At 32.7% G+C, this 17,507-nt stretch carries 11 protein-coding genes; all 11 read left to right on the forward strand.

What is annotated here, in order from left to right; all coding sequences use genetic code 11:
* Positions 1 to 837 precede the first annotated feature (837 nt).
* The 11 genes from BMY96_RS12255 (at position 838) to BMY96_RS12305 (ending at position 17,495) form a co-directional block, all read left to right on the forward strand.
* Positions 838 to 2,943 carry a bifunctional aldolase/short-chain dehydrogenase gene (locus BMY96_RS12255; RefSeq protein ID WP_175473568.1) on the forward strand — a complete coding sequence of 702 codons (2,106 nt, stop codon included), beginning with the start codon at positions 838 to 840 and terminating at the stop codon, positions 2,941 to 2,943.
* Between the two features lie 186 nt (positions 2,944 to 3,129).
* Complete coding sequence (locus BMY96_RS12260) at positions 3,130 to 4,410, forward strand: sugar isomerase (RefSeq protein WP_092852583.1); 1,281 nt, start codon at positions 3,130 to 3,132, stop codon at positions 4,408 to 4,410.
* Positions 4,411 to 4,421: 11 nt separating this feature from the next.
* Positions 4,422 to 5,798 carry an FGGY-family carbohydrate kinase gene (locus BMY96_RS12265; protein ID WP_092852585.1) on the forward strand — a complete coding sequence of 459 codons (1,377 nt, stop codon included), beginning with the start codon at positions 4,422 to 4,424 and terminating at the stop codon, positions 5,796 to 5,798.
* 70 nt (positions 5,799 to 5,868) lie between these two features.
* A complete protein-coding gene (locus tag BMY96_RS12270) occupies positions 5,869 to 7,158 on the forward strand; it encodes a class II aldolase/adducin family protein (RefSeq protein WP_092852587.1) in 1,290 nt (429 codons plus the stop codon).
* Between the two features lie 11 nt (positions 7,159 to 7,169).
* A complete protein-coding gene (locus tag BMY96_RS12275) occupies positions 7,170 to 8,318 on the forward strand; it encodes an alpha-hydroxy acid oxidase (protein ID WP_092852589.1) in 1,149 nt (382 codons plus the stop codon).
* A 129-nt stretch (positions 8,319 to 8,447) separates the two neighbouring features.
* Positions 8,448 to 9,887 (forward strand): aldehyde dehydrogenase, encoded by a 1,440-nt coding sequence (gene aldA / locus BMY96_RS12280; RefSeq protein ID WP_092852591.1) that lies wholly within the window; start codon positions 8,448 to 8,450, stop codon positions 9,885 to 9,887.
* A gap of 182 nt (positions 9,888 to 10,069) precedes the next feature.
* Positions 10,070 to 11,479 (forward strand): purine-cytosine permease family protein, encoded by a 1,410-nt coding sequence (locus BMY96_RS12285; RefSeq protein WP_092852593.1) that lies wholly within the window; start codon positions 10,070 to 10,072, stop codon positions 11,477 to 11,479.
* A 262-nt stretch (positions 11,480 to 11,741) separates the two neighbouring features.
* Positions 11,742 to 13,109: a 3-keto-disaccharide hydrolase gene (locus BMY96_RS12290; protein WP_092852595.1), complete on the forward strand. Its 1,368-nt coding sequence runs from the start codon at positions 11,742 to 11,744 to the stop codon at positions 13,107 to 13,109.
* Positions 13,110 to 13,114: 5 nt separating this feature from the next.
* Positions 13,115 to 14,455 carry a Gfo/Idh/MocA family protein gene (locus BMY96_RS12295; RefSeq protein WP_092852597.1) on the forward strand — a complete coding sequence of 447 codons (1,341 nt, stop codon included), beginning with the start codon at positions 13,115 to 13,117 and terminating at the stop codon, positions 14,453 to 14,455.
* Positions 14,456 to 15,261: 806 nt separating this feature from the next.
* The gene (locus BMY96_RS12300) at positions 15,262 to 15,546 is read left to right on the forward strand and encodes a helix-turn-helix domain-containing protein (RefSeq protein WP_092852599.1); all 285 of its coding nucleotides are present in this window, start codon (positions 15,262 to 15,264) and stop codon (positions 15,544 to 15,546) included.
* Positions 15,543 to 17,495, forward strand: a complete 1,953-nt coding sequence (locus tag BMY96_RS12305; protein ID WP_092852601.1) for a site-specific DNA-methyltransferase — start codon at positions 15,543 to 15,545, stop codon at positions 17,493 to 17,495. Before BMY96_RS12300 ends, BMY96_RS12305 begins: the two co-directional genes overlap by 4 nt.
* The last annotated feature ends 12 nt before the right edge of the window (positions 17,496 to 17,507 follow it).

The following is a 17,507-nucleotide window of genomic DNA, read 5'->3' on the forward strand; positions in this document are numbered from 1 at the left end:
GTAGATGGCAAAAATTATAAAAGTTAAATTTATAAATAGAATTTAATATTACAAAAAAGTAATTGAATAAAGGAGTTTCAATAAAATTTTATCCTTTATTTAACGTCAAATACAGGCAATTTTTACAATTATGTTTATACAAAAAAAATATAGTGTACTTATTTTGCTTCTATAGTTATATTTGTGTCTGCTAAAGTATGTAAAACTCCTATAACTTTGTTGTACGTTTGTTCTTTCAATGCCTTGTTTGTAGAGTGTATAGATTGCACAAGTAATTTTACTTTTAAAGGTTTTAACATAAATTAGGATAAATAATTAATGTTTTTTTTTTTTTTTTTAACCCTTTTTAAACTAAAGTGATATTATTTTAAACAGTTTGGATATTTATTATTTATTAAAATAAATAATTCCATTAATAATTAGTCATAAACCAAAACAAATACTAAAAACATCTGCCATAATTAGTATTTATTAGTTTATTAATTTAAAGTTTTAATTTTAAAATCTAGCTATTCTAAAATAGTGTATGGTTTTAAGGAAAAAAGGAAATTTCTCATATTACTCACCCCGAATAAACAAAGGTTCATCATAAATAGTTTAAAGTATTGCATTAATTTAAAACACATACTATAAGTCTATTTATTTAGTAAGGCTTTAAAAAAAAAGTCTTAACTAGAAGTTTTTAAAAGCATTGTTATTACGTGTTTTATTTGATTTGTTGTATGGTTAGGTATATACTTATGTAAAACAATATTTACTATTACGGTACAGTACAGGATACAAAAGTTTACTAAGGGATATATTTTTGATATTATTATTTATCTAAATATATTTAACATGAAAGAAATTACTAAGAGTTTTAAATACGTCGATTATTTATGGGACGATAAAAAGGCAGCCGAGTTTGGAGATAATCAAGTAGATTTGTTTTTATACCGTTCAAATATCTTAGGAGCAGACTTAAGAATTACAAATTATGGAGGTGGAAACACAAGTTGTAGAACCATAGAAAAAGACCCTCTTACAAATGAAGATGTTGAAGTGATGTGGATTAAAGGTTCTGGTGGAGACATAGGAACTTTAAATAGAAGTGGTATTGCAGGCATTTATACAAAACGATTACGTGATTTAAAAAATGTTTATGGTGGTTTAGAAGATGAAGATCGTATGGTTGGATTATTTAATCACTGTATTTTTGATTTAGATAGTAAAGCACCATCAATTGATACGCCGTTACATGGTTTGTTACCATTTGCTCATATCGATCACTTGCATCCAGACGCTCTAATTGCTGTGGCTGCAGCAAAAGATAGTGAGAAAGTTACCAAAGAAATTTGGGGAGATACTATGGGATGGGTACCTTGGCAACGTCCGGGGTTCGATTTAGGACTTCAAATAGAAAAATGTTTAGCAGATAATCCTGGTATCAGAGGTATCGTTTTAGGTTCTCATGGTTTATTTACTTGGGGAGATACTTCTTTTGAATGTTATATGAATAGTTTAGAGGTTATTGAAATGGCTTCTGAATTTATAGAAAAGAAAATTAAAGAAAAAGGTTCTGTTTTTGGCGGACAAAAAATAGAAAGTTTACCAAAAGAGGAGCGTTTAGATAAAGCGGCTCAAATTATGCCTTTATTAAGAGGGTTATGTTCTTCTGAAAATAGAATGATAGGGCATTTTTCTGACACCGATGTGGTAATGGAATATATTAACAGTAATGATTTAGAGCGTTTAGCTCCTATGGGAACATCTTGTCCAGATCATTTCTTAAGAACAAAAATCCAGCCATTAGTATTAGATTTAGATAAAAATGAAGATTTAGCAGATGCGGATGCTGTTTTAAAGAAATTAGAACCAGCTTTTGAAGCTTATAGACAAGAGTATGCAGATTACTATAATACTTGTAAAAAAGCAAATAGTCCTGCCATGCGTGATGCAAACCCTGTAATTATTATTTATCCAGGTGTTGGTATGTTTAGTTTTGCTAAAAACAAGCAAACTACGCGTGTTGCTAATGAGTTTTACATAAATGCTATTAATGTAATGCGTGGTGCAGAAGCCATTACCGAGTACACATCTTTACCAAGACAAGAAGCTTTTGATATTGAGTATTGGTTATTGGAAGAAGCTAAGCTACAACGTATGCCAAAAGAGCAGCCATTATCTCGTAAAGTAGCATTTGTTACTGGTGCTGGAGGAGGTATTGGTAAAGCTATTGCTGATAAATTAGCGGCTGAAGGTGCCAACGTAGTACTTACAGATATTAATGAAGATAGTTTAAAAGAAGCACATGCTACTTACAAAAGAGATGTGTCAACCTACGCTATTTGCGATGTTACTAGTACAGAATCAATTGCATCAGCTTATAAAAAGGCATGTGTAGAATTTGGAGGGGTGGATATTATTGTACATAGTGCAGGACTTGCAATATCTAAACCTTTAGAAGATACAACCGATAAAGATTGGAATATTTTACAAAACATTTTAGTAAAAGGTCAGTTTGATTTAGCAAAACAATCTGCGGCTATTATGCGTAAACAAGGTTTAGGCGGAAACTATATTTCTATAGCCAGTAAAAACGGGTTAGTAGCTGGACCAAATAATGTAGCTTACGGTACTGCAAAGGCAGCTCAACAACATATGGTGCGTTTATTAGCTGCTGAATTGGCAAAAGATAAAATAAGAGTAAATACAGTAAATCCAGATGGTGTTATTGTAGGAAGCAAAATATGGGAAGGTGCATGGGCAGAAGGTCGTGCTAAAGCTAATGGTATAACTGTTGAAGAATTACCAGCTTTTTATGCCAAAAGAAATTTATTAAATGAAATTATTACGCCAGATGATATTGCTAATGGAGTGTTTTCGTTAGTTGGGATTTTAGATAAATCAACAGGGAACATTATCAATGTAGACGGAGGAATGGCTAATGCATTTGTAAGATAATATATAAAAAAATATAGTAGTTGTTTATTTACTAAAAAGAAGTCTTCCAAAGTTTCATATTGAAGTTTATGGAAGTTTCTTTTTTGTTATATTTTAAAATTATAATATAGCGCTATATTAAAATCAGTACTTAAGTTGTATGGTTATAGTTAAGTCATACATATTAAAAAAATAAAATAATACCACATGAAAATACAAAAAGAACAAATTTCAGATTATAACAAAAAAGGCTTAGAAAATCATAATGATAATTTTGACTTTTTATCTAATAAATTAAGTGGAAATGGTCACAACGTTTCTGATATTGTTTCAAAATTAGCTGAATTTCAAGTGGCTATCCCTAGTTGGGCTTTAGGAGCAGGAGGTACTCGTTTTGGTCGTTTTTCTTTTTATGGAGAACCTTCAACATTAGAGCAGAAAATTGATGATGTTGGTATTTTACATAGTTTAACTCAAACTGCAGGAGCCGTATCATTACATATACCATGGGATATTCCTACAGATTATGCTGCTATTAAAGAGCAAGCAGATGCTTTAAATATTAAATTTGATGCTGTTAATTCTAATACGTTTCAAGACCAAAAAGATGCTGCCGAAACATATAAATATGGGTCGTTAAGTAATGTAAGTAAAGCGGTTAGAGAACAGGCCATCCAACATAACCTAGATGTTATTAAAATTGGAGATAAGTTAGGTTCTAAAGCTTTAACGGTGTGGTTAGCAGACGGTTCTAGTTTTCCAGGTCAAAACAACTTTCAAACAGCATTCCAAAACACACAAGACAGCTTAATAGATATATACAAAGGTTTACCAGACGACTGGAAAATGTTAGTAGAATATAAGCCATACGAACCGAACTTTTACAGTACAGTTATTCAAGATTGGGGAGCATCATTAATGTTAGCCAATGGGTGTGGAGATAAAGCTTATACATTAGTAGATTTAGGGCACCATTTACCTAATAGTAATATAGAGCAAATAGTATCAATCTTACAATTAAAAGGTAAATTAGGTGGATTCCATTTTAACGATAGTAAATATGGAGACGACGATTTAACTGTGGGAAGTATTAAACCATATGCACTTTTCTTAATTTTTAACGAACTAGTTTATGGGATGGAAAACAACCCTCAAAATCCAGATTTAGCGTGGATGATTGATGCTAGTCATAATATTAAAGACCCTTTAGAAGATTTAATACAATCTTTAGAAGCAATTCAAGAGGCTTATGCTAAAGCTTTATTAATTGACCAAAAAGCCTTAAAGGCTGCGCAATTGGATAACGATGTTGTTAAGTGTCAAGAGATTTTACAAGGTGCTTATCGTACAGATGTAAGACCTTTACTTGAAAAAGCAAGATTAAATAAAGGAGGAGTTTTAAGTCCAATAAATGCTTATCGATCTCTAGACGTTAGAGCTAGCCTTATTAAAGAAAGAGGAAAAAATACTGTAGCAACAGGACTATAATTTATTTAATTATGAGAAAAAAAGTAACAGCAGTTTTTGATATAGGTAAAACCAATAAAAAGTTTTTTCTTTTTGACAAGGATTTTAAGGAAGTGTATAAAGAATATATATCTTTTGATGAAATTACAGATGAAGACGGACATCCAACCGAAAACCTTCCTGCGTTACAAAAATGGCTTAAGCAAGTATTCAATAGAATTTTAAATGCTGAAGAATTTGATGTTAAAGCTATTAATTTTTCTACTTATGGAGCAAGTTTTGTACACATTGATGAAAATGGTGAACCATTAACGCCTCTATATAATTACACCAAACCGCTACCAGAAAAAGTTGTATCAGAATTTTTTGAGGAATATGGCCCTAGAGAAGAATTTTTAAAGAATACAGGTTGTGCAGATTTGAGTATGCTAAATTCAGGTATACAATTATTTTGGTTGAAAAAAGAAAAACCAGAAGTATATAAAAAAATAAAATATTCACTGCATTTACCGCAGTATCTTAGTTACATATTCACAGGTATTCCTTTAAGTGAATATACAAGTATAGGTTGTCATACCGCGCTATGGGACTATGGTAAAAAAGATTATCATACTTGGGTTTATAATTCTGAAATTAATAAAATTTTGCCGCCTATTGTTTCAACAGAAACAAGTATAAACATGAATTATAATGGAAACCGCATTAAAATAGGTGTAGGTATTCACGATAGTTCTGCGGCACTACTTCCTTACGTAAGAAGTATTAAAAAGAAATTTATATTAATTTCTACAGGTACGTGGAGTATTGCTTTTAATCCATTTACTAAAAACCCTATTTCTGAAGATACTAGCGATAAGGACGCCATCAATTACATGCGTATTAATGGGAAGCCTGTTAAAGCATCACGATTATTTTTAGGTAATGAATATAAGTTACAAGTAGCAAAATTAGATAAACATTTTGGTGTAAATGATGATTACCACCGTACTGTAAAATTTGATTATGATACTTATTTTGAAATTATAAAAGATTTTAAACATTACTATAAATGGGAAGGCTTGACAGATGAAGACATGCCAGAACAAACTCAAATTGCTTATACAGAATATGAACATGCCTACCACCAGTTAATGACGGAGTTAGTCTTGCTTCAAATTAAATGTATAAATAAAGCTATAGGAAATGATACTATTTCAAGATTATATGTAGATGGAGGTTTTAGTGATAACGATGTTTACATTAAGCTACTGTCTCATTATTTTAGAGATAAAAAATTAAGAACAACAAATGCATCCTTAGGCTCAGCATTGGGTGCTGCAATTTCCATTTCAGATACCAAGCTAAACTCTAAATTTCTTAAGAAAAATTACGCTCTTAAAAAGCATGTACCTTTTATAATTAGCGGTTAAGCATTTTAATTTAGCCAAAATTTAATAGAGATATATGTATATTAAATAAACAAACTCCAAATCATTAAAAATGTCTAAAAACATAAAATTAATACATCCCAGAAATCAGATAACCGAAATTATAGATAGGATTTATAAAAGAGGTATGACCACGACCTCTGGAGGAAATATTTCTATTATTGATGAGCAAGGCGATATTTGGGTTACACCTTCAGCAATTGATAAAGGCTCATTAAGGCCATCAGATATTATTTGTGTAAAAAAAGATGGGAGTATTATTGGTAAGCATAAACCATCGTCAGAATTTCCATTTCATAAAGCTATTTATGAGGCAAGACCAGATATTAAATCCGTAATTCATGCACATCCTCCCGCGCTAGTATCTTTTAGTATTGTGCGTAAAATTCCTAATACTAATATTATATCTCAAGCGAAACATATTTGTGGACCAATTGGCTATGCTAAATATAGATTACCTGGTAGTGAGGACTTAGGTGAAGTTATTGCAGATGAGTTCAATAAAGGATACAAGGCTGTTATTATGGAAAACCATGGCGTTGTGTTAGGAGGAAGTGATTTAACCGACGCTTTTGAGAGGTTTGAAGCACTAGAATTTTGTGCTAGTACTATACTTTATGGTTCTCAAATAGGAACACCTAATTATTTAACCGATGAACAGATAAATGAATTTGAAGCACAGGCTACTGGAGTATTGCCAGAAATGGAAACTACATCATATCCTGCGGAGGAAGTTGAAAAACGGCTAGAGATTTGTAAAATTGTTCAACGCTCTTGTCAACAAGGTTTAATGATAAGTTCATACGGTACTGTGTCCATGCGCTGGAAGGATAATGATTTTCTTATTACTCCAACAGGCGTAAATAGATGGGATTTAGAAATTGATGATATTGTTCAAATTAAAGATGGTAAACGCGAAGCAGGAAAAAAGCCTAGTAGAGCTTCTTGGATTCATCAAGAGATTTATAATCGTAATCCAAATGTTAACTCTATAATTATGACGCAATCGCCCTATTTAATGGCGTTTGGAGTAACAAATAGCTATTTGAATGTGCGAACTATTCCGGAAAGTTGGATCTTTTTACAAGACATTAACGCTGTTAAATACGGTAACCATTTCAGAAAAAATTGTAGCTCAGAAATTGTAGATAATTGTGATACCGCATTAATAATAGAAAACGACTCGGTAATAATTACCGGCGATAAATTATTGCAAACTTTCGATTATTTGGAAGTAGCAGAGTTTAGTGCAAAGTCTATTGTTTTAGGTAATTCTTTAGGAGAATTAGTACCTATAAATGATGAACAGGTAGAAGATTTAAGAAAAAAGTTTTTATCATAAAAAGAAATATTATGGCTATAAAGTTTGATACCCGTTATCCCTCAATAGATGATTTGAGAACGAGAGCTCAAAAGAAAATACCAAAATTTGCATTCGAATATTTAGATGGTGGTTGTAATGAAGATGTAAATTTAATACGAAACACTTCAGAACTTAGAGATGTTCAATTAAAACCAAATTATTTAAGAGCACATCATGGCTCTACTTTAAAAACCAAATTATTTGGTGTAGAATACGATGCACCTTTTGGAATAGCTCCTGTTGGGCTTCAAGGTTTAATGTGGCCCAATGCTCCAGAAATTTTAGCTAAGGCAGCTTTCGAGCATAATATACCATTTATTTTAAGTACAGTTACAACAACAAGTATTGAGCGCGCAAGTGAGTTAACAGAAGGAAAAGCTTGGTTTCAACTGTACCACCCTACAGAAAATTCATTAAGAGACGATATATTAAAACGAGCAGAGGCTGCAGAATGTCCTGTACTTGTTATTTTATGTGATGTTCCTACTTTTGGTTTTAGACCTCGCGATATAAGAAATGGATTAGCAATGCCGCCTAAAATGAATATATCTAATATTTTACAAGCTTTTGGTAGGCCAGATTGGGCGCTTCAAACTCTTAAGTATGGTCAGCCTAATTTTGCAACGCTTAAACCTTACATGCCTAAAGGTTTAGATTTAAAACAATTAGGTAAATTTATGGACCAAACCTTTAGCGGTCGATTGAATGAAGAGAAAATTAAACCTATTCGCGATATGTGGAAAGGAAAACTTGTTTTAAAAGGTGTGGCTTCAGAGTACGATGCTGAAGAAGCAATAAGGCTTGGTATTGATGGAATAATTGTTTCTAATCATGGTGGGCGCCAATTAGATGCAGGAGAATCTACAATTAAACCGCTTACTACTATTGCAGAAAAGTACGGAGATCAAATTGAAGTAATGATGGATAGCGGTATTCGTTCAGGACCAGATGTTGCTAGAGCCATGGCAAGTGGTGCTAAATTTACTTTTATGGGGCGCTCTTTTATGTATGGCGTTTCTGCTCTTGGTAAAAAAGGAGGCGACCACACAATATCGCTATTAAAAACAGAATTACAGCAGGTTATGGAACAACTTTGCTGCGAAAAAACAACAGATTTTCCATATCATTTAGTTCGATAATTTTTTTATTATCAATTTTTAAAGGTTTTATGATTTTCATTTTTTTTTGTTTATATCAAATAAAAAATGAAATGTCATTAAATAATTTATGGAATTTATTTATAGTAAAATTAATCCAATTTTAACGTTATGAAACATTATAAACAATATATAAACGGTCGGTTTATAGATTCCAATGCCTCATCGGTGATTGAAATACTTAACCCGTGTACAGAAGAAATTATTAGTACAATATCAACAGGAACAGTTGAAGATGCTAATCACGCATTAGAAGCAGCACAAGCCTCTCAACCAGCGTGGGAAGCTTTACCAGCAATTAAAAGAGCTGCCTTTTTACATAAAATGGCAGATGTTATTAGAGAAAATAGAGTGTTTTTAGCAGAAACATTATCTAAAGAACAAGCTAAAGTTATTGGTTTAGCGCAAGTAGAAATAGATGTAACAGCCGATTATTTTGATTATAATGCGGGTTGGGCAAGACGTATTGAGGGTGAAATTATTCAAAGCGATCGAGAAAAAGAGCACATTTATCTTCATAAAGTACCAATTGGTGTTGCCGTAGGTATTTGCCCGTGGAATTTTCCATTTTTCGTAATGGCTAGAAAAGTAGCAGCCTCTTTAATAACTGGTAATACCTGTGTTATTAAACCAAGTTCTGAGGCTCCAAATACGGTGATGGAATTTGCAGATTTAATTCAAAAAATCGATTTGCCCACAGGCGTTTTAAATTTTGTTTGTGGTTCTGGTCGCACGGTGGGTAATGCACTATCAAAAAGTCCAATTACTGGTATTATAAGCTTAACAGGTAGCGTTGGTGCTGGCCAACAAATTATTAGTGCAGCTGCAGAAAATATTACTAAAGTGTCTTTAGAATTGGGAGGAAAGGCTCCTGCAATAGTATGTGCAGATGCTAATATGGAATTAGCCGTAAATGCTATAGTGGCGTCTAAAGTTATTTTTAGCGGACAGGTTTGTAATTGTGCAGAGCGCGTGTATGTAGAAGACCGTATTTATGATGAGTTTGTCGATAAATTGACTAAAAAAATGAGTCAAGTAACAGTAGAGGATGCTTTAACAGGAACAAATGCAGATATGAGTAGCCTAGTATCTAAAGCTCAAATAGATAAAATTTCTGAGATGGTTGAATTTGCCAAAAAAGAAGGTGCAGAAGTTTTGGTAGGAGGAAAACGCGACGAGAAATTCGATAAAGGTTATTTCTACAAGCCAACACTTTTAACGAATGTTTCTCAAAATATGGAGATTATTCAGGAAGAGGTGTTCGGACCCGTTTTACCAGTCATGAAGTTTAGTACATTAGATGAAGCCATTGCATTATCAAACGATTGCCAATTTGGACTAACTTCATCTATATTTTCTGAAAATTATAATAATATTATGAGAGCTACAAATGGATTGCATTTTGGTGAAACTTATGTGAATAGAGAGCATTTTGAAGCCATACAAGGGTTTCATGCAGGTTGGAAAAAATCTGGAGTAGGAGGAGCAGATGGTAAGCATGGTATGGAAGAGTATTTGCATACACGTGTAGTTTATGCCCAATATTATTAATAATCTTTTTATTTTAATTTTAAAGCTCAGTTAAATTTATTAACTGAGCTTTTTTTTTAAACGGATATAAAAACGGCACAGTACAGGATAGAGTTATAAATTGTTCCATATATTTTCGTAATTAAAATTTAGTAACTTTATTAAAAAGTTAATTATTCATAAAACTTAACTAAACCACTATTATGACTCAATACCAACAAGAAGAAGGCATTTTACAAGAAGACTCTGGAGGAGAATTTGAAAGAACACCTGTACCGCAATCTAAATTAAAAGGTTGGAAGAGTTTTATTGGCATGTATGCTGGTGAGCATGCTGCAGGTACAGAGTTTATGATTGGACCTTTGTTTTTAACAGCCGGAGTTAGTGCCTTCGATTTAATTATTGGGTTATTAATTGGAAACCTTTTGGCGGTTTTAAGTTGGAGATTTTTAACAGCAGAAATTGCCGTAAAAAACAGATTAACATTATACTTTCAATTAGAAAAAATATGTGGTAAAAAGTTAGTAACGGGATATAATCTTGCTAATGGTATATTATTTTGTTTTTTAGCCGGATCTATGATAACGGTTTCTGCTACTGCTGTTGGTATTCCTTTTAATATGCCAATGCCTAAATTAGACGATACACTTCCTAATGGAATGACTTGGATTATAATAGTAATCATTATAGGTGCCGTTATTTCTTTAATAGCAGCAAGAGGTTACGATACGGTTACTAAGGCTGCCAATTGGATGTCCCCTATAATTGTATTAGCATTTGTTGCTTGCGGTATAGTTGCTCTAGGGCAATTAGGAGTCGATAGTTTTTCAGATTTTTGGAATATATGGGGAGATGGAGGAGAACCTTTTCCGGGCCAAACAAAATTTACATTTTGGCATGTTGTTATATGGTCTTGGTTTGCTAATGGTGCTATGCATATTGGAATGTCCGATTTATCGGTATTTAGGTTTGCTAAAGAAGCTAAGGCAGGTTGGGCCACAGCGGCAGGCATGTATGTAGGCCACTATATGGCTTGGATAGCAGCAGCTTTATTATATGCTGTTTATTTAAAATCTCCTGAGGCGCAGGCATTTTTATCAACTAATTCTGCACCTCCAGTAGCTCCAGGTCCTATGGCATATAACGCTATAGGTGTGCTAGGTATTATAGCAGTAGTACTTGCTGGTTGGACTACAGCTAACCCAACAATTTATAGAGCAGGTCTTGCATTTCAAGCTATTTTACCAAAACTTTCTACAGCAAAAGTTACTATTTTAGCTGGTACTATAGCAACAATAGCAGGATTATTTCCAGCCTTTGCAATGAAATTATTAGGATTTGTGGCTTTATACGGTTTTATATTGGCTCCTTTTGGTGCAATTATAGTTTTTGAACACTTCTTTCATAAAAAGGCGGGTATTATCAAGAATTATGCAGAAGTAGCTAATCTTTCATTTAATAAGTCTGTGTTTTGGGCATGGGCTATTAGTTTTGGGGTGTTTTATTTTATTTCCATTCAGTTTGATGTATTCTTATCTTTTGTAACGTTACCTGCTTGGATATTATGTGGTGTTTTATTTTTAATATTGAGTAAATACTCTCAAAAAAAATAGTTTTACTTAATAACTAAAAAGCAAAAAAAAGAATCATAAACATTTGTTAATGATTCTTTTTTTTTTGCTTTTTATATTTATTTTTTCACTTTATACATTAATAATGTATAATGGCTTTTCTCTCTTTATAGTTTTTACTATTAAATTAAAACTGGGTTGATGTTATTAGTAGCTTATGTGAAAAATAGCGACTAGTACAGGATAGTAATTTTTATTAAAAGGAATAAATTGTTTTAAATTTTTAATAATTAAATATAAATATATGTTCAAATTTAATAATTGGTTTTTTTTAGCAATAGTTATAGCTTCTTTTTCTAGTTGTTTAGAAAATAAAAATGATAATATACCTTGGGAAAATTTAATAGAAAATAACACCTTAAATGGGTGGAACATAAAGGGAGGTAAAGCGACCTATAGTATAGAAGATGGTGTAATTACTGGAACTACAGTAAAAGAAACTCCTAATACCTTTTTAACAACAAATAAATTTTACGATGATTTTATTCTAGAATTAGAATATAAAGTAGATTCCACAATGAATTCCGGAATCCAAATTCGTAGCAATAGTTTTCCTCACTATCAGGACGGAAGAGTACATGGTTACCAAGTAGAAATCGATCCATCTAAAAGAGCTTGGAGTGCCGGTATTTTTGATGAAGGGAGAAGAAAATGGTTAAATACATTAGAGAGTAATGAAGACGCACAAAAAGCATTTAAACAAAATGATTGGAATCATTACAGAATTGAGGCGATTGGAGACACCATAAAAACGTGGATAAACGGTGTGCCTGCTTCTTATTTAATTGACGATAAAACGGCTTCTGGATTTATTGGGTTACAAGTGCATAGTATTCACGGAAAACAAAAAGAAGGCACAACAATTTCATGGAAAAATGTAAAAATTTTAACTACGGAATTAGATAAGTACACTCAAAAAACACCATTGCAACCCGTAATTACAAAAAACAACCTAACCTTAGACGAAACTAAAAAAGGATGGAAAATGCTTTGGGACGGAAAGACAACTAAAGGATGGCGAGGTGCTAAACTAGAATCGTTTCCTGATAAAGGTTGGGTAATAGAAAATGGCGAACTTATTGTTTTATCTTCTGGAGGAGCAGAATCAGCAGCAGGCGGCGATATTGTTACTACAGAGTTATATGGCGATTTCGAATTAAAAGTAGACTTTAAATTAACTCAAGGTGCTAATAGCGGTATAAAATATTATGTAGATACTAACCTTAATAAAGGTCCTGGGTCTTCTATAGGTTTGGAGTATCAAATTTTAGACGATGCAGTACATCCAGATGCTAAACTTGGAAGTCATGAAGGTAGCCGAACGGTTTGTTCTTTATACGATTTAATTCAAGCCAATCCAGAAAAACCAATTAAGCCAATTGGAGAGTGGAATAGCGCTTATATCATTTCAAAAAACAACCATGTGGAACACTGGTTAAATGGGATGAAAGTTTTAGAATACGAACGAGGAAGTGCAGCGTTTTTAAAGCTTGTTTCAGAAAGTAAATATGCTAAATGGCCAAATTTTGGATTGCTAGAAAAAGGACAAATCTTATTACAGGACCATGGCGACCGTGTAGCATTTAAAAACATTAAAATTAAATCCTTATAAGCATTATGACATCAAGACGAAATTTTATAAAAAAAACAACTTTAGCCGGAGCAGCTGTTACAATAGGACATTCAGCCATGGCAATGAGTGCTAAAAGTTACAATAACATCGTGGGATCTAATGAGCGTATACATGTCGCTATAGCTGGGTTAGGACGAAGAATGGCCGCTTTTAAACAACCCATAGCGTTAAAAGAAAGCAATGCTAAACTTTTATATTTATGCGATGTTATGGAAAGCCAGCGCACAAAAGGTTTAAAGGCGTTTAGAGAGCATATTGATTATAATCCAACATTGGAAAATGATATTAGAAAAGTTTTAGATGATAAAAATGTAGATGTTTTAATTAATGCAACACCAGACCATTGGCATACACCAGGTTCTATAATGGCCATGAAAGCAGGTAAACATGTGTATGTAGAAAAGCCTTGTAGCCATAATATGTATGAAAATGAGCAATTGGTAAAGGCATCCAAGCATTTCAATAAAGTGGTGCAAATGGGGAATCAGCAACGCTCCTCAGGGCACACCATCGAGATTATAAACGAAATTCATAATGGTGTTATCGGTAAACCTTATAAAGCCGTAGCTTTTTACAATAATGGTAGAGGCCCAGTACCTTTGCAAAAAAGCGCAGCCATTCCTAATGGTTTAGATTGGGAATTGTGGCAAGGACCAGCACCAAGACGCGATTACACATCGGAAACATGGGATTATAATTGGCATTGGTATGGCTGGGAATATGGCACTGCCGAAGCTGGTAATAATGGAACTCATGAGTTGGATGTAGCACGTTGGGCATTACAAGTAGATTTTCCGCAACATATTTATGTGGAAGCAGAAAAACGCCATTATTTAAATGATGGTTGGGAAATGTATGATGATATGGATGCCACTTTTAAGTTTAAAGATAATAAGGTTATAAAGTGGGATGGGAAATCGCGAAATAGCTATAAAACATACAGCACAGGACGTGGCACAGTAATTTACGGTACAGAAGGTTCGGTTTTTGTAGATAGAGGTAAATATATGTTATACGATCGTAGAGGTAAGCTCGTAAAAGAATATAATTCCTCATCAAATGAAGCAGGAACGGCATTAGGTGGCGGTGGCGATACCACTACAAAGCACGTTATAAACCTTTTTGATGCCATTAGAGGCAAAGCTAAATTAAATGCTCCTATAGACGATGCTAGTATAAGTATGGCTATGGTGCATTATGCTAATATTGCTTATAGAATAAATAGCGGATTTGATATCGATCACCAAACAGGAATGATGTACAACAGGGACGCTATGAAACTGTGGTCACGTACTTACGAAGCTGGATGGGATCCTGTATTTTAGTAAGTAATAATAAAAATGTAAAAGCTCATAAACATAAAGTTTATGGGCTTTTTTTTGGAATTAAAAAAGCTGAAGACGAATCTTCAGCTTTTCCTTAAATTATCTTGTAGCGAGAGCGGGGGGGTTCATTGGTTATTAATATGAATTTTTTACTTTTTTAGAGTTTTATTTTCTTTAATGTGGTTGTTTAGTTTAATAATTATTTTAGTTTTATTTACAACTTTTAAGGTTTGAAAAAAGTATTTCGAAAATAGGAATACCAAAAAAATTGTATTACGGAATTAATTAGAAAGAGTTAATTGATAATAGTTTTTTACTGACGAAAATAAAAATACTTTAAGAGTTGTTATACAAAATCGAGCTAATCAATTAGAACTTAAAATTAATTTTAATGCGTTACCAATAATTTTGAAATAAACCACTCCAGGAAGAATTATTATATGATTAAAATGTTGCTTTTGCCAGATTCCCATAATAAGTCAATTGAATCTAGTCAATTATAAATTGTGGTTTTTTGTGGAAAAAACAGATAATTAACTGCGCTAATAGTATAAAATACGCCCTTTGTTTAATTGGTGAGCTAGAAAAATAAAAAATGTCAACCAAAAAGAATAAAAAAGAGACAGTAAATTACAAGGTTTTTATTATATAAATGTATTCTAATACACTATCTGTTTTGTGGACTCCGTTGTTAACCATGTAACTTTCTCTATTTACGGTTTTACGTATTTCTATATCCAAAAAAAATCTTACATTAGTCAAAAATTGACAAGTCAACTTTTAAATAAATTTTATAATAAACATAAATGATTGGTGTAAAAATAAGGCAATTACGAGAAGCAAAACAAATGCTTATTCGTGAGGTTGCAGCACAATTAAAAACCGACACGGCTATGCTTAGTAAAATGGAGCGTGGCGAACGTCCTTTTAAAAAGGAAGATATTATTGTGCTTGCAAATGTATTTAAACAACCTAAAAAAGAATTACTAACCCTTTGGTTAGCAGACCGTATTTTAAAAAATACTTCTAACGAAGAATATACTATAGAAAGTATTCAATTGGCTTTAAAAATTGCAAAGGAAAACACATGAACAAAAAAGACATACTCAATAAAATAAAATCATTAGAAGGCCTTAACCAAGACGAACGTGCCTATTTGGTAAACTTGGTAAACACCAAAAAAAAATACGGCCTAGTATGGGAAGACAAACCCGAAGATGTAGAAGAGCAACTACGCACCAAACTACCTGTACTGCAAGAAGTAAAAGAGCGTGCCATTATTAACGATGCTGTCACCCTGAGCGCAGTCGAAGGGTCTCATAATAATAACGATATCACGTCGAGCACGTCATCCCGAGCGGAGTCGAGGGGCGAGACGCCAAACCACATCCTCATAGAAGGCGACAACCTACACGCACTAACAGCACTTACCTTTACCCACGAAAACAAAATAGACCTCATTTATATAGATCCACCGTATAATACAGGGAATAAAGCTGATGATGGCACTACAGATTTTAAATATAATGATGATTATGTAGATAGTGATGACGAATATAGGCATAGTAAATGGTTGTCTTTTATGTCTAAAAGATTAACAATCGCACGTCAACTTTTAGCTGATGATGGATTTTTATGTGTTTCTATAGATGATAATGAAATAGCTCAATTGAAGATTTTACTCGATGAATTGTTTAATCAAAAAACTAAAGTAGTTGCAGTTAAAATGAGTGAAGCAAGTGGTTTGAAAATGGGAGCAACAAATAGGATAAAAAATATTCCAAAATATAAAGAGTATCTAGTTTTTGCTAAGCCTTCCGGTATTAGAGATTTAGATATCGAAAGTGTTAAAAAAGATGAATGGGATAATGAATATAATATTTACATAGACAATTTCGAAAAAAAGGATAGAGATTTTATTGATGCACATATGTCTAATCCTTCACAAAAAATTATAGAAGATATTGACAAAATATTAGATAGAATTGAATTAACAAGTGTTAATCAAAAAATTAAGGACCTGAAAATCCCCAAAAAACATATTGATGAATGGAAATTTACAAATTCTTGGAGAATTGTTAGAACAGCAGCTTCTACTTCTGTTAAAAGATTAGCAGATGATAAAAGAAACGATATTTCTCAAAATTATTTTTCAGTTATTTCTAAAAGAGATAAAATCGTTTATATTGTTAAAGGTGATTATTCTTCTGAATCGAAAAGTCCCAGAGTTCAGTTTTTATTTGCTGATACAAATTTAATGGTACATCCGGGTGATTTTTGGTCAGATATAAGAACTACAGGTCTTGAAGCAGAGGGTGGTGTGGAGTTTAAAAATGGCAAAAAGCCACTAAAGCTTCTAAATAGAATCTTAAATTCTCATTTTAATAAAAATACTACAATATTAGACTTTTTTGCTGGTTCAGGCTCGACGTTACATAGTGCTCTTGAATTAAATAATAAAGATGGTTTCAATAGAAATGTAATTTTAGTTACGAATAATGAAAATGATATTTGTGAAAACACGACATATCAAAGATGTTTAAATGTTATAAAAGGTTTTGGTTCTTTTGAGGGTTATACCAACAACAACCTACGCTACTACAAAACCGCCTTTGTAGAAAGAGAACCCTCTTTACAAAACAAACGCCAGCTTACGCAATTAGCTACAGAGCTATTATGCATAAAAGAAGATTGTTATACAGAGGTAAAACACCAGTTAAGCATTAGCCCAAAACAAGCGCAAATATTTACCAACAACAACGGTAAATACCTAGTGGCTATTTACCATTCCAGAAACCAGCTGCAAGTACAAGAACAGTTAATATCTTGGGTAGAGAGCTTAACCAACACCACAGAAAAAGTACGTTTATATGCCTTTAGCCCAGAAAAAGAAGTACTAGCAGAAGAGTTTTATGAGGTGGCAGAAAAAGTAGAAGTGGTTCCTTTACCAGAAGCCATTTACAATGCATATCTAAGTACCATAAAAGCATTAAAATTAGACAAAAAACAAGTGTATAACAACAATACTGCTGAGGCATAAAATTCTTAATTT

It is taken from the genome of Algibacter pectinivorans (genome assembly GCF_900112595.1).
In the GTDB taxonomy this organism is placed as follows: domain Bacteria; phylum Bacteroidota; class Bacteroidia; order Flavobacteriales; family Flavobacteriaceae; genus Algibacter_B; species Algibacter_B pectinivorans.